The organism is Psychrobacter sp. DAB_AL62B (assembly GCF_028895345.1).
Classification (GTDB): Bacteria; Pseudomonadota; Gammaproteobacteria; order Pseudomonadales; family Moraxellaceae; genus Psychrobacter.
Genome location: NZ_SAXC01000002.1, coordinates 395,832 through 409,641 on the forward strand (window position 1 = coordinate 395,832; position 13,810 = coordinate 409,641).

General features: G+C 41.8%; 13 protein-coding genes. 9 read left to right on the plus strand and 4 right to left on the minus strand.

The window, feature by feature from the left end; all coding sequences use genetic code 11:
- Positions 1-11: 11 nt before the first annotated feature.
- The 3 genes from EPB74_RS04620 (at position 12) to EPB74_RS04630 (ending at position 3,460) form a co-directional block, all read left to right on the plus strand.
- Positions 12-518: a chorismate--pyruvate lyase family protein gene (locus EPB74_RS04620; protein ID WP_274903031.1), complete on the plus strand. Its 507-nt coding sequence runs from the start codon at positions 12-14 to the stop codon at positions 516-518.
- Positions 519-912: 394 nt separating this feature from the next.
- A complete protein-coding gene (gene glyA, locus EPB74_RS04625) occupies positions 913-2,169 on the plus strand; it encodes a serine hydroxymethyltransferase (protein WP_274903032.1) in 1,257 nt (418 codons plus the stop codon).
- 154 nt (positions 2,170-2,323) lie between these two features.
- The gene (locus EPB74_RS04630; protein WP_274903033.1) at positions 2,324-3,460 is read left to right on the plus strand and encodes a hypothetical protein; all 1,137 of its coding nucleotides are present in this window, start codon (positions 2,324-2,326) and stop codon (positions 3,458-3,460) included.
- A gap of 79 nt (positions 3,461-3,539) precedes the next feature.
- On the opposite strand, the gene EPB74_RS04635 is transcribed toward EPB74_RS04630, so the two are convergent.
- From EPB74_RS04635 to EPB74_RS04650, 4 genes are all read right to left on the minus strand, one after another.
- Positions 3,540-4,811: a sodium/glutamate symporter gene (locus EPB74_RS04635; protein WP_079690819.1), complete on the minus strand. Its 1,272-nt coding sequence runs from the start codon at positions 4,809-4,811 to the stop codon at positions 3,540-3,542.
- Between the two features lie 102 nt (positions 4,812-4,913).
- The gene (locus EPB74_RS04640) at positions 4,914-5,252 is read right to left on the minus strand and encodes a barstar family protein (protein WP_274903034.1); all 339 of its coding nucleotides are present in this window, start codon (positions 5,250-5,252) and stop codon (positions 4,914-4,916) included.
- Position 5,253: 1 nt separating this feature from the next.
- Complete coding sequence (locus EPB74_RS04645) at positions 5,254-6,024, minus strand: ribonuclease domain-containing protein (protein WP_274903035.1); 771 nt, start codon at positions 6,022-6,024, stop codon at positions 5,254-5,256.
- A 160-nt stretch (positions 6,025-6,184) separates the two neighbouring features.
- Positions 6,185-7,486: a glutamate-5-semialdehyde dehydrogenase gene (locus tag EPB74_RS04650; RefSeq protein WP_274903036.1), complete on the minus strand. Its 1,302-nt coding sequence runs from the start codon at positions 7,484-7,486 to the stop codon at positions 6,185-6,187.
- A 520-nt stretch (positions 7,487-8,006) separates the two neighbouring features.
- Between EPB74_RS04650 and EPB74_RS04655 the strand changes: the two genes are divergently transcribed.
- From EPB74_RS04655 to EPB74_RS04680, 6 genes are all read left to right on the plus strand, one after another.
- Entirely contained in the window at positions 8,007-8,357 is a 351-nt protein-coding gene (locus tag EPB74_RS04655; RefSeq protein WP_274903037.1) for a hypothetical protein, read from the plus strand.
- Positions 8,358-8,554: 197 nt separating this feature from the next.
- Complete coding sequence (locus EPB74_RS04660; RefSeq protein ID WP_274903039.1) at positions 8,555-9,352, plus strand: ABC transporter ATP-binding protein; 798 nt, start codon at positions 8,555-8,557, stop codon at positions 9,350-9,352.
- Between the two features lie 337 nt (positions 9,353-9,689).
- A complete protein-coding gene (locus EPB74_RS04665) occupies positions 9,690-10,487 on the plus strand; it encodes a transporter substrate-binding domain-containing protein (RefSeq protein ID WP_446740017.1) in 798 nt (265 codons plus the stop codon).
- A 129-nt stretch (positions 10,488-10,616) separates the two neighbouring features.
- Positions 10,617-11,564: a transporter substrate-binding domain-containing protein gene (locus EPB74_RS04670; RefSeq protein WP_274903041.1), complete on the plus strand. Its 948-nt coding sequence runs from the start codon at positions 10,617-10,619 to the stop codon at positions 11,562-11,564.
- Positions 11,565-11,654: 90 nt separating this feature from the next.
- A complete protein-coding gene (locus EPB74_RS04675; protein WP_274903042.1) occupies positions 11,655-12,656 on the plus strand; it encodes an ABC transporter substrate-binding protein in 1,002 nt (333 codons plus the stop codon).
- A gap of 415 nt (positions 12,657-13,071) precedes the next feature.
- Positions 13,072-13,806, plus strand: coding sequence for an ABC transporter permease (locus tag EPB74_RS04680; RefSeq protein WP_079690827.1), 735 nt, complete (start codon positions 13,072-13,074; stop codon positions 13,804-13,806).
- Positions 13,807-13,810: the final 4 nt, after the last annotated feature.

Here is a 13,810-nt window from a genome sequence, read left to right on the forward strand (position 1 = left end):
AGCCATAAACTATGACCAGTACTCTTTCTTGTATTACCAATTCATCACCTCCGGCTGAGCTATTATCTTGGCTAAATACCGAAGGCTCTCTTACTGCCTTGCTAGAGGCAAAAGCGGGGCAGCCGCTACGCGTAAAACGCAGCTTTGAGGGTTATCGGTTATTGTCTTTAATACAAAAAAAGCAATTAGGGCTGCAAGGCGCAGCGTTGAGTCGACCATTATTAGCGTGGGTACGTGAGGCGCAGCTATATGGCAATGATGAGCTGCCGTGGGTGCAAGCTCAAAGTATTTTCCCATTATCAAGTTTGCAGGGTCGCGCGCGCCGTCTTCAACAGTTAAAAAGCACACCGATTGGCTATGTATTGTTTAAGCGCAGTCGCATATTGCCTAATCAACGCTTTATCGAACATACAGCAGATGGCTGGCAACGGCAGACGCTTTATGATTGGTATGGGCGCAAATTACTGATTAGTGAGACGTTTTTGCCGCAATTCTGTCAAACACAGCTGGACCTTTAAATGCTTCATTAGCAAAATAAAATGATCGACCAATTGGTCAACTATTATTTTACTCTTTATTATTAAGAGGTTTTTAGTTAATAAGTGTCTTATAGTTTGTATTTGGGTTATGTGTTCGCAAAATACTGATTGATATATATTTTTAAGAAATAAATATCATCATGTAGGCTACTCAATATAAGGTGAGATTTTTTTGCGGTCGTAACATAAATTTTCATGTTACACTTAAACTTTAGCGATGATATCGATGCAAGCGCGTATCGAATTTATTGTTAAATCTGACAAGCTAATAACAAGCAGACTACTTTTGCTTGCCTACTTCAAACTTCTTTTGTTACTCACTTCTTTTCAATGAAAGTTACTACTAACGACAGTCACAACTTAGGATTTTACTATGTTTAAAGATATTTCTATCAAAGATTTTGATCCCGTACTTGCTGAAGCCATGGCTGCTGAAAGCGTTCGTCAAGAAAACCACATTGAGCTTATCGCTTCAGAGAACTACTGCTCACAAGCGGTTATGGAAGCGCAAGGTACTGACCTGACCAATAAATACGCTGAAGGCTATCCTGGTAAGCGTTATTACGGTGGTTGTGAGCACGTCGACGTCGTTGAACAATTGGCCATTGACCGTGCAAAAGAGCTATTCGGTGCCGAGTATGTCAACGTCCAGCCGCATTCTGGTAGCCAAGCAAACTCTGCTGTTTTCTTAGCATTGTTAGATGCCAATGATACGGTTCTTGGTATGAGCTTAGACGCGGGTGGTCACTTGACGCATGGCGCGCATATCAATTTCTCAGGTTTGAACTACAACGCGGTACAGTATGGCTTGGTTGAAGAAACTGGTCTTATCGATTATGACGAAGTTGAGCGTTTGGCAAAAGAGCACAAACCTAAAATGATCATCGCTGGTTTTTCAGCGTATTCACAAGTGGTCGATTGGGCGCGTTTCCGTGAGATCTCTGATGAAGTTGGCGCTTATTTGTTAGTTGACATGGCACACGTTGCTGGCCTAGTTGCTGGTGGTGTTTATCCAAACCCAGTACCTTTTGCGGATGTGGTTACTACCACAACGCATAAAACCTTACGTGGTCCACGCTCAGGTATGATTCTTGCTCGTGATGAGAAGCTGGCGAAAAAGCTAAACTCAGCGGTATTCCCAGGCAACCAAGGTGGTCCATTAATGCACGTTATCGCTGCCAAAGCGGTATCATTCAAAGAAGCATTAGAAGACAACTTCAAAACTTATCAGCAGCAAGTGGTTAAAAACGCCCAAGCAATGGCGAAAGTAATCATCGACCGTGGCTATGAAATCATCTCTGGTGGTACTGAAAACCATCTGATGCTGATCAGCTTAGTGAAGCAAGAAATGACTGGTAAAGAAGCGGACAAATGGCTTGGCGATGCGCACATTACTGTGAATAAAAATGCAGTACCAAACGATCCTAAATCACCGTTTGTGACTTCAGGTGTTCGTATTGGTACACCAGCGATTACTACTCGTGGTTTCAATGAAGCGCAAGCCGCTGAATTGGCAGGTTGGATTTGTGATGTACTAGACAGCCGCGGCGATGAAACAGTCACCGCTGAAGTACGTAGTAAAGTAGAAGCTATCTGTAAAGAGCTCCCTGTCTATGCTAAAAACCAGTAATTTTTAATCTGCTCTTATTAAGAGTTTTATCAAACAAAAAACCGCTTAGCTTAATGGCTAGGCGGTTTTTTTGTGAGTAATATAATGATAGCTTGGTATAGGTTATGGATTACAAGCTAAATCTTCAATAGACAGCCGTTAAAGAGTAATAAAAATGACAGACTATGATATAGATGAATTACTCGAGCAGTTAGGGCAGCATCCTGATGATGATAATTTATTAGCGATAATTGCGCTTTACTATATCGAAAATCCAGAGGGTGATAAGGACTTAGAGTATTTAGAAAAAGCTTACCAAACTAATCCTTCGATAGAAAATACCCATAATTTAGCATTTCAACTAAATCGAGAGTACTGGAGTGAAGAAAAGAGGGGTATAGAATTACAAAAACAGGCTCTTCTTCTGCAACCACAGTCTTATTATCCATATGCGAGCTATGCTCAAATGCTCAGCTTTGATGTTGGGTTAACAGACGATAGCTTTGCTTTTAAGTCTGTCGAGCACTATCAGGAAGTTATAAAGTACTGTTTGATAGCTATGGATAAGTATTCTAATGCGCCACTCAAACATCGTCAGTTGTACCCACTAATTCCTATCGGTTTATATAACAATATTGCATGTAGCTGTACTATGTTGGATGACTATGATCGAGCGCTTAGTTATTTTTTACAGTGTATACAATTATTAGAAAATCTGAATAGCTATGATTTTGGGGCAGCAATATCGCAAGCTATATTAGATGATGAAAAATATAAGCTTTTACTCAATCAAACTCGACTGTATATTTTGATAGGAAATAGGCAACAAGCATTAATGCTATTAAGTCAATTACAGAAAAACACCCAGTGTGATAACTTAGATATTGCTAACCTTTATGCAATAATAGGCGAATATGAGCTGGCAAGTGAAATGGTTTCAGATAATTATATAGATGATTCATGGGAATGGATATGGTATGCCATCTACCAAGCTGATCAAGATAAATGGCATAGGATGAAACAAGTTACGCTTGAAAACGAAGTCAAATCGTTGGCTGAATCTCAAGCTGAGGCTGAAAATTATCGAGTAGCAAATGAGCTAGATTTACTTGAACAAGAAAATGAAGCTATAGAACATACAAAAAATGTCATTAGTAATATAAGAGTTAGGCTAAAAGCTGATAGTTATCATAAGCCTGACGATAGTATAAAAAAAGAATTCCTTAGAACATTTTTTGGCTGTTTATTGTTTGGTTGTCATGTACATGGTAATTTAATGGACGATACTATGGCAATGAGTGCACAAGAATAATCGAGTATTAAAAAAGGCTGAGCTACATTATCGTAGTCCAGCCTTATTCATTTTAGTCTAATTACGTTGCATTAATAGCTTAGAACGGTATCTTAGTAAATATCTGCAATACCGTCGCGTTAACGATATCGACAAAGAAAGCACCAACCATCGGTACAATCAAAAATGCCTTTGGTGACGGCAAATAGCGATCAGTAACTGCCTGCATATTAGCAATAGCCGTTGGCGTTGCACCCATACCAAAACCAGAATGTCCGGCTGCCAAAACGGCGGCATCATAATCTTTGCCCATGATTCTAAAGGTGACAAAATAAGCATAAGCAATCATGACGGCAGTTTGTACGAGTAAGATTATCAAGACCGGTCCCGCCAAATCTGTCAACTCCCACAGTTTTAGGGATAACAGCGCCATGGCTAAGAATAGGCTTAACGAAGCATTACCAATCACATCAATCGCGCGGTCAAACATATCAAAGTTAAAGACCATGGTCAGCGCATTACGAATAATCACGCCGCCTGCCAATGCCCAAACGAAGGTTGGCAACTCAAATGCCGTGCCCTCTGCAACGATGGTCATCAAATCGGCAAACGCTAAAGCGCCTGCAAATAATGCCAGACTTTCAATGGTAGAAGAAGCGGTAATCAGACGAATGTTATCCGGCTTTTCAAACATCTCTTCATGTCTGTCATCACTATCTTCGGTATGTTTGGTACTGTATAAAGACTGCTGACCAGCAAGCTTTTCAACGTCACTTTGATTTGGATTTATGGGTGCTGGCTTAATGCCCATTTTATTGATCAATCTGCGTGCAACAGGACCACCAACCAGACCGCCTGCAACCAAACCATAAGTCGCAACGGCAATACCGAGTGTTGTGGCGCCAACCACACCGTATTGTTCTTCTAACACAACACCCCATGCCCCTGCAGTACCATGCCCGCCTGTTAGAGCGATAGAACCTGTGACCAAACCGAGCAGCGGATCAAGCCCAAGTGCGCTTGCCATTGCTACCCCAACCACATCCTGTAAAACAATAAAAACAGATACAACGATGGTAAAAATGAGTAACGGTGAGCCACCCGCTTTAAGGCGTCCAAAATCGGCACTCAGACCAATTGAGGCAAAAAACATCAGCATGGTCGCTGTTTGTAGACCTTGGTGAAAGTTAAAAGTATAACCCCATAGCAAATTAAGCGCATAAACAATTGCGGCAGCAACTAGACCACCCGCGACAGGCTCTGGAATATTAAAGTCCTCTAAGAACTTAATTTTTTTAACCAAGAAGCGCCCAAGTAACAGCACTAGTGTTGCAAATATTAGCGTGTAATATCCATTTAATGTAACTTCCATAAGTTAATCCTTTCTATAAATATAACTCTATAAATTAACCTGAATTCGGGATAAATCTGTTTTTATCTCGAATTCAGATTCTTGTGATATTAGCGACTAAAATCAGTCGTTTGATGCCACAATAATCCATAATTGTGGTTTGCCAAAATCGTTATAGGCGTCCTCAACGATGCGTTTAAAGACATTAAAGTCCTCAGTATTTATTTTTTCCACCTCATTTAAGTAAATCTTTAGGTATTTTATATCGCTATCAGTCAAACAGTCCCAAGCACTGTCCCAGTTATGCGAAAAATAACTGGGGAAACTACCTACTTTTGCTAAGCTAGTCAATAGAGTTTCTTTATTTAAGACGTCGCCAGTAGGGATGTTAATCGCTTGTTCAGGAATACTGCCAATAAGGGCAGAGCTGTTTTGATTAATGTAATAAATCGCTTGGCTCATATCAGTTTACCTCCAGTTTTTTGAAGCTATCATAATGATCGATAGTCAAATAATAAATGGTCGGTGGATAACCGCCGGTGACAATGCGTCTGGCGCCGCGGTGAGAAACACCTGGCGTGGGTACGGTATATTCGCGATAGTAGCCTTGTGACTGCGTAGGCAAGCTGCCTTCTCGATTATAAAACGTCGTGCCATCTTTATTAGGATAAGGAAAAGGACCACCTTGCTGAATCAGCGCAATGGTTCGATCTATCTGCACATCACCGGTGATAGCAGTTGCGTTTGAGGTGCTGGCTGATTCAGAGGAAGTCTGCGATATCGTAGTCGGTTGCGTGCCATCTGCAAAAAAGCTAGTTTTTAAGTCGGCAAAAAAATAAACCGCTATGGCAATAATGGCGATGATGCTAAATAAAGTAGATAGGGTGCTTTTTTTATGTTGACTGTTACGATGGTTTTTTATTTTATGATTTGTTTGAGTACTCTTGGAGTCATTTCGACCAGTATTTTTTGCACGGCGATGAGCTAAATTTAACACTGAACTTTTTGAATCTGCGGTTTCTAATATTCTCAACTCATTAGAGGTCACTTCAGTAGCTCTTAATTGATTTTTTTCATTACGCTCACTATTAAAATAGACGCGTTGCCCTTCGTTGATTGGCTGTGATAACCGCACTGTACTCACATGAAAAAACACATCTTCACTTTGATTATCGACATTGATAAAGCCATAGCCTTTATCTGAATTCCAATGCTTAATTGTGCCACTTTGCATGGGTGCCATCGTCCTATCGATTATTTTTACTATGTAAATAGCTTTTATATGTCATATATAACATATTTATTAATAATAAAAAAACGCCAGCAATTAAGCTGACGTTTTGTGTCAATTATACTTTAAGTAAAGCTATAAATTGTAGTGAAGAAGTAATGCGTTAGGCACGCGTTTCGCCATGACCATAAACAATCCACTTTTGTGAGGTCAGACCTTCGAGTCCAACGGGTCCACGCGCGTGAATCTTGTCGGTTGAGATGCCAATTTCAGCGCCAAGACCATACTCGAAACCATCTGCAAAACGGCTAGAGGCATTAATCATCACGCTTGCTGAGTCGACTTCACGAATAAAGCGTTGCGACTTAGTATAGTTATCGGTAATGATAACGTCGGTATGATGACTGCCATGGGTATTAATATGTTCAATCGCTTCATCAATACCGGATAGGATTTTAATCGCTAAGATAGGAGCGAGATATTCGGTATCCCAGTCCTCAGCGGTAGCGGCTGATAAATGACCTTTAAGCTTGGCATTGTCATTCAAGATAGCCTGTGACTTATCATCAAGGCGCAGTTGCATGGCATCATCAGCTTTTATGATTGCTTCAGCAATTTTTGGTAATAGCTCATTGGCAACGGATTCATCAACCAACAGGGTTTCCATGGTATTACAAGTGCCGTAGCGATGGGTTTTAGCATTAACGCTTACTTTAATGGCAATCTCAGCATCCGCATCGCTATCGATAAAGGTATGGCAGTTACCGTCTAGGTGTTTGATAACTGGGACGCGTGCATCACGGCTGATGCGTTCAATCAAGCCTTTACCGCCACGTGGTACGATGACATCGACATAATCAGTCATGGTAATAAGCTCACCGACGGCAGCGCGGTCGGTGGTTTCTAGCACTTGGACACTATGCCCAGACATAGCGACTTTCTGTAACCCTTTTAAAATGCACTTAGCAATCGCTTGATTGGATTCAAATGCCTCAGAACCACCACGCAGGATGATAGCGTTGCCCGACTTTAGCGCCAAAGAGGCAGCCTCTAAAGTCACGTTCGGACGCGATTCATAAATCATACCAACCACACCAAGTGGCACACGCATTTTACCTAGATGAATACCGGATGGCTGATAAGTCATGTCAGTAACTTCACCAATAGGGTCGGGCAGCGCCGCGACGTCTTTTAAACCTTGTAGCATAGCGTCGAAGCGCGCGTCATTTAACTCTAAGCGATCAAGTAAAGCCGCATCTAAATCGTTCTTTTGCCCATTATCCATGTCGATTTTATTGGCGGCCAAAACATCTTGTTTGGCATCTTTGAGCGTTTCATGAATCGCCATAAGTGCTGAGTTTTTATCGCCAGTATTAGCAGCAGCGAGTGCCCTTGATGCCGCGCGCGCTTGCTTACCGACCGTTTGCATATAAGCGGTAATATCTGTGGTATTCGATTGACTCATAAATCTTATTCCTTATATTTATAAATTAGCGGTTTGTAGACCCGTAATGATAGACCCTAGATTTTTATAAAATTGTCGAAAATAAATAAAAGCAGCTAAAGTAGCTGTAAAAGTAACTAAAAAGGCAGTAAAGCTGCCAAATATCATCAATAATCTACAAAGATATGGTTTTTAGCACCCTTATGGCGCTCTGCTATTTAACATAGAGGAGATTACGACGATAGTAAAGTCGATTTTGTGAACAAAGACTGTTTCTGCAAGCGTTACAGTGTCTTTTTACGACGTTATTTTTTTATGCTTAATTCTATATATTTAGTCTTGTCCATTTAATGAGGTAGCCGCTATTTTAAGACCAGTTTATGGTTACGTATTTTTAACAGAAGTCCGCTGTAATTGCTAAGGTAGTGGTTATCAATCGTGAGTATAGTAAGTCATAAGCGGTTACATGGTTTTTCAGCAATTTCTAAGTAACTGTTAATAATAATGCTTAAATGCTCAATACTGAAAATGGAGAATAAAAATGGCAATTGACAATAATCAGGTGCAAAAAGCTGGCATATATAAAAGCTGGCTGACTGTGGGATTGGTAGCAGTGGCATTAACGGTAAGCGCCTGCGGTAAAAAAGAAGAGGCTCCTATAGAAGCTGCACCAGCAGTCGATGCACAGACTGCGGTAGAAGAGGAGGCGACGGGCGTTGCCACTGCAGGCAGCTCTGATGATATTGCTGTTGCAAGTGCCGATGACAGTATAGATGCCAACACTAACGAAGGTATGGCCGTCGGTAGTAATGATGATGTCGCCGTGGCGACTGCTGATGATGCAGAAATAATGGATGGTAGCGAGAGCGAAGAGCATATTTCAACTTACTAATTCAGTAGATAAAACAGCGCTAACAGTATTAAGATGATAAAATGAGGCCTATAACTGATTGTGCGTTATGGGCTTTATTTTATAGAGGCTATTTTAACGTCCAAAAGCTGAAGATCAGCAGCTATAGATCTTGCCATTTTTCTACCTCTCTTTTTTATTCATATTTTCACTCATATTTATTGGAAGTCTGCTAAACCATGCTTGATACTGCAAAGAATCCGACTCGGCCTATCGCCTTAGATTTACAAGACCTCCATAAAAGCTTCGGCTCATTGGATGTGCTAAAAGGGGTGTCTCTCACCGCCTATGATGGCGACGTCATTTCTATTTTAGGCTCGTCCGGCTCAGGTAAGTCGACCCTGCTGCGCTGTATTAATCTGCTTGAAAAGCCCAATCAGGGTCGCATCATCATCGGTAATGACGAGCTGATGCTAAAGCCTGCTAAGTCAGGCGAGTTGCAAGCGGCTGATATCAAGCAGTTAGAAAGCTTGCGCGCGCGCGTGGGTTTCGTCTTCCAAAATTTTAATCTATGGCCGCACAAAACGATTATACAAAATATAATCGAAGGGCCAATGCAAGTTTTAAAAATAAAAAAAGACCAAGCTATTAGCGATGCTGAAAAACTGCTCGATAAGGTTGGTCTGCTCGATAAGAAAGATGCGTATCCAGCAAATCTATCGGGCGGACAGCGTCAACGTGTCGCTATCGCCCGCGCCCTCGCGATGCAGCCTCAGGTTCTATTGTTTGATGAGCCAACTTCTGCATTAGATCCGGAGCTGGTCAATGAAGTGCTTGCCGTCATGCGAGAGCTGGCAGCAGAGGGACGCACTATGCTGATTGTGACCCACGAGATGCGTTTTGCTCGTGAAGTTTCGAGCAAGGTTGTGTTCTTACATCAAGGCGTTGTTGAAGAGATTGGTACTCCTGAACAAGTCTTTGATAATCCTAAATCTGAGCGTGTCAAAGATTTTATGGCATCGCATCGTCAAAACTAATCATTGTCAAAACTAAGCATCGTCAAAATTAGAAAACGAATGTTATCTTATGTGATGACAGCTTTATCGTTGTTACAGTCACTGTAGCGACATTTGAGAGGCCAAGATTACGCCTGAGTAACTCTGTTAGTAGTTTTATTACCCTATAATCACAGCCGGTAGGCAAAACGTTTGTTTTTGATATTTTACTCAGGTATTATCAAAAGGTTTATAGGTAGTTGCTAATGGCACCTGCCTCTATCTTCTATTACCTGAGTGACTCATCGGACAGGGATGTCAGAGCACAAAATATCAGACCTTTATACTAAAAAATCCATCAGAATTTAAGGAACACATGATGTCGAATTCTCGCCTATTATGGTCGTCGATGACCGTCACCGCCGCGCTAATGCTTGGTGCTTGTAGTCAGCCTGCCAATGAAGCCACTGATACCAATGCTGATGCACCCGCAGCAGGAACAGCTGGCAAGACCATTCGTATCGCCACCGAGGGCGCTTATCCTCCTTTTAACTATACCAATGCCGATGGCAGTTTGGCGGGTTTCGATATCGACGTTGCCAATGCTTTATGTGAGCAGATGCAAGCCAAATGTGAAATAGTCGCCCAAGAGTGGGACGGTATTATTCCAGGCTTATTGGCACAAAAGTACGATGCGGTGATTGCTGGTATGTCTATCACTACCGAACGTCAAGAAAAAGTTGATTTCAGCGAGCCTTACTTTGCCAACACTATGGTATGGCTGACCGATACCAAAGGCAGTTTTGATCCTAAATCAATCAAAAACCTGACGCTTGGTGGTCAACGCTCAACGACGCCTGGCGCTTATTTGCAAGACAAATATGAAGGCAAAGACGGCAATACCGTTCAGCTATATGATAACTATGACAATGCTTATTTAGACCTAAAATCTGGTCGTAGTGATGCGGTGTTAGCTGAAAAAGTGTCAGCCAAATCATGGTTAGCAGACAACCCACAAGGGTTTGGTATCGTTGGCGATGAAATTGATAATGACGATAATATTGCCATTGCTGTCCGTAAAGGTGATGCAATTAAAGAAGACTTTAATAAAGCGCTTAGCGAAATCCGTAGTAATGGTGAGCTTGCACGTCTTGAACAGCAGAACTTTGGTCAATAAGCTTTGATTGCTAACTTTGAATCTATGGCTATTCATCAATGCTTATCATTAATAGCGTTGATGAATAGCCTTTGATTCATAAATGGCGGATTAATACACGGCTGGTAAATATATTAAGGAATAATAAATATGATCATTTCAATGACATCATCGATAAGTAAAAAAGCCTTGTGGTTAGCGCCACTTAGCGCAGCAATGCTTATGCTGGCAGGCTGTAATAATAGCTCAGTACCCGTAGACAGTACCGAAACGGATGCTGCTGCTGATGCGCCTTTGAACATAAAAATCGCGACAGAATCAAGCTATAAGCCTTTTAGCTATACTGATGCTGATGGCAAACTGATCGGCTACGAGATTGAGCTGGTCGATGCTTTATGTGCACAAATGAAAGCGAAATGTGAAGTCATCTCGCAAGATTGGGATGGTTTGATTCCAGGACTGAATGCGCAGAAGTTTGATGCTGCTATTGCGGGTATGTCCATCACGCCTGAACGTAAAGAAGTCGTCGAATTTAGCGACCCTTATTTTCATACGGGCATCATCTTAATTGGTAAAAAAGGCGATGATGTCAATGTAGAAGCATTAAAAGGTCAGCCAATTGCTTCACAGCGTTCAACGGTTGCCTCGCAGTATTTGCAAGAAAAACATGCTGATGCTGATATTAAGCTTTATGACACTCAAGACAATGCTTATTTAGATCTAACGTCCGGTCGTGTCCGGGCGATGATGTCTGATAAAGTAACAGGTCTTGACTGGCTAAAAACAGAAGCCGGTAAAGACTACGAAGTCAAAGGGCAAGAAATCAGCACCAGTGACGATGCGATGGGTATTGCCTTCCGCAAAGGCGATCCATTAGTCGCTAAATTTAATAAAGCCTTGGCTGAGCTAAAAGACAACGGTACTTATGATCAAATTACGGGTAGTTACTTTGGAACCAGCTCAACCGCTGCTGTGCAAAAAGCAGGCGTGACGAGTGGCGTTAAAGAAGTAGTGGTCGTTGATGATGCTAATGCTGATGCCAATACTGCTAACGCTGTGATTGCCAAAGAAGAGCAAGCAGAAGCAGCGACGAACTAATACTGTTTTTGGTTAATGATTATTTTAGCCAATACCTATTTTAACCACTGCCTATTAGTATTTTACTTAGTAATCAAATCAAGGATGATTATGAGCAACCATTTTGTCCCAGTTGCAGTTGCAGTTTCAATGACCAGCACCTCTGCTACTATGTTGGTAGCAGGTAAGCATTTCTCAAAGCCGATGCTAGTAATGGCTGCGATCTTAGCTTTAGTTGGTTGTAGTAATGGTCAAAATGAGTCTAACGGCAGTGTCAGCTCAGATGCTGCTGAAACTGCTGAAAAAAAAGCAGCTTCGACAGATGATAATGTGCTGCGTATTGGTACCGAAGGGGCTTACGCTCCTTTTAACTATACCAATGCAGATGGGACATTGGGTGGCTTTGATATTGAGATCGCCAATGCTATCTGTGATGATATGAAAATGACTTGTGACATCATGGCGCAAGATTGGGACGGTATTATCCCCGGTCTGAAAGCTGGTAAATATGATGCCATTGTTGCAGCGATGTCAGTCACTCCTGAGCGCGCGCAACAGGTTGCCTTTACGGACCCTTACTTTAGCAATGCCTTGGTTTTTTTGGCCAAAAAAGACAGTGCCTTTGATCCAGCCAATAGCAGCGATATTGATTCTCACTCTATTGCCGCGCAGCGTTCAACCATCTCTTCGCAATGGTTAGAAAAAGCTTATCCAAAAGCCGATATGAAGCTATATGATACTTTAAGTAATGCTTTTTTAGATTTGGGTGCTGGTCGCGTCGATGCCATGATATCTGACAAACTGCCAGCGATAGAGTGGCTAAGCTCACCATCAGGTAGTAATTATGCCCTAAAAGGCGAAGAGATTGATATCAATGATAACTTTGCTATCGCTGTACGCCCAGGTGATGAATTACAAGCAAAAATTAATACCTCATTGGCCAATATAAAAGCCAATGGCACTTACGATAAAATCAATCAAAAATACTTTGCTGTGCCGGCATCTGCTACGAGTACTGTGGCAACAAATACAAATACAAATACAAATACAGATACTACAAGCAATACTGTGAAAACCTCTGAGCAAGCAGTGGCAGATAGCAGCGTTCAATAGCAGCTAAATAAAATGGTATGAATCATGAGAAGGACATCACTTAAATAGCGATGTCTTTTTTTATTTTTTGCTGAAATCTTTACTGTAACGCTACTATTTTAGGCGTCACTGACTGTCAAATTTAGTCAGGTTTAGCTGTTTTATTTGGTATTTAACAGTATAAGTGTCTATTTAGGCACGGCTTTTACGCGTCAGTATTAACATAGCGGCGGACGAATATGATAAAATCGGCGCTCATTTCTACTGCGTCAATTACCGCGGCAATAATCGTATGAATCTAGCGTCAATCTATGACGCAAGCGATCAATATCTATTTGGTCTAAAATACGCTTATTAGCAGCGCTCAGCCATTGATGCTGATTCTTTTAACTCATATTTTGCAACTTGCTAATATAAAGAGACTGAGTGGATAATTGTGTTTGATTTACAAGGATTTGGCGCGCTTTTATTGAGCGGCGCTACCGTCACCATACAGCTTGCCGTGACCAGCTTGGTCATCGGTATGGCTTTAGGTTTGCTCGGTGCCACAGCGAAGCTGTCTAATATTTGGCTGCTGCGTAAGCTTGCGACTGTCTATACCGCCACGATGCGCGGTATTCCTGAGCTGCTATTGGTACTGTTTATCTATTATGGTGGCTCTATATTACTGATGAGCATTCTCAAAAAGTTCGGCTATAACGACTATGTCGAGATTAGTGCTTTTTGGGGCGGTGTGATGGCGTTGTCTATCGCTTTTGGTGCTTATGCGACTGAAATTTTTCGCATGTCGATTCAAGAGATTCCGATAGGACAACGTGAAGCTGCACAAGCGATAGGTATGCGTCCTTTTCAGACCTTTTATCGTATTACCTTACCACAAGTATGGCAGATTGCTTTGCCAGGATTGGGAAACTTATTCTTGGTTCTGCTCAAAGACACGGCATTGGTTTCAGTCGTTGGTCTCAAAGATATCATGTATCAGTCCTCGCGCGCGGCGCAGTCAACACAGCAGCCATTTACCTTTTATATGGCGGCGGCGATTATTTATTTGGGTCTGACCATGCTGATTACTGGCTTTATGATGTGGCTTGAATGGCGTGCCAATCCGGCGGCGCGTTATGCTAAAAATCTGAGCCGTCAAACCACTCACCGTCAATCGACCATAGGATAAGAGG

Coding starts and splice junctions, on each gene's coding strand:
- EPB74_RS04620 (WP_274903031.1), top strand. CDS start 12: ATGACCAGTACTCTTTCTTGTATTACCAATTCATCACCTCCGGCTGAG.
- glyA (WP_274903032.1), top strand. CDS start 913: ATGTTTAAAGATATTTCTATCAAAGATTTTGATCCCGTACTTGCTGAA.
- EPB74_RS04630 (WP_274903033.1), top strand. CDS start 2,324: ATGACAGACTATGATATAGATGAATTACTCGAGCAGTTAGGGCAGCAT.
- EPB74_RS04635 (WP_079690819.1), bottom strand. CDS start 4,811: ATGGAAGTTACATTAAATGGATATTACACGCTAATATTTGCAACACTA.
- EPB74_RS04640 (WP_274903034.1), bottom strand. CDS start 5,252: ATGAGCCAAGCGATTTATTACATTAATCAAAACAGCTCTGCCCTTATT.
- EPB74_RS04645 (WP_274903035.1), bottom strand. CDS start 6,024: ATGCAAAGTGGCACAATTAAGCATTGGAATTCAGATAAAGGCTATGGC.
- EPB74_RS04650 (WP_274903036.1), bottom strand. CDS start 7,486: ATGAGTCAATCGAATACCACAGATATTACCGCTTATATGCAAACGGTC.
- EPB74_RS04655 (WP_274903037.1), top strand. CDS start 8,007: ATGGCAATTGACAATAATCAGGTGCAAAAAGCTGGCATATATAAAAGC.
- EPB74_RS04660 (WP_274903039.1), top strand. CDS start 8,555: ATGCTTGATACTGCAAAGAATCCGACTCGGCCTATCGCCTTAGATTTA.
- EPB74_RS04665 (WP_446740017.1), top strand. CDS start 9,690: ATGTCGAATTCTCGCCTATTATGGTCGTCGATGACCGTCACCGCCGCG.
- EPB74_RS04670 (WP_274903041.1), top strand. CDS start 10,617: ATGATCATTTCAATGACATCATCGATAAGTAAAAAAGCCTTGTGGTTA.
- EPB74_RS04675 (WP_274903042.1), top strand. CDS start 11,655: ATGAGCAACCATTTTGTCCCAGTTGCAGTTGCAGTTTCAATGACCAGC.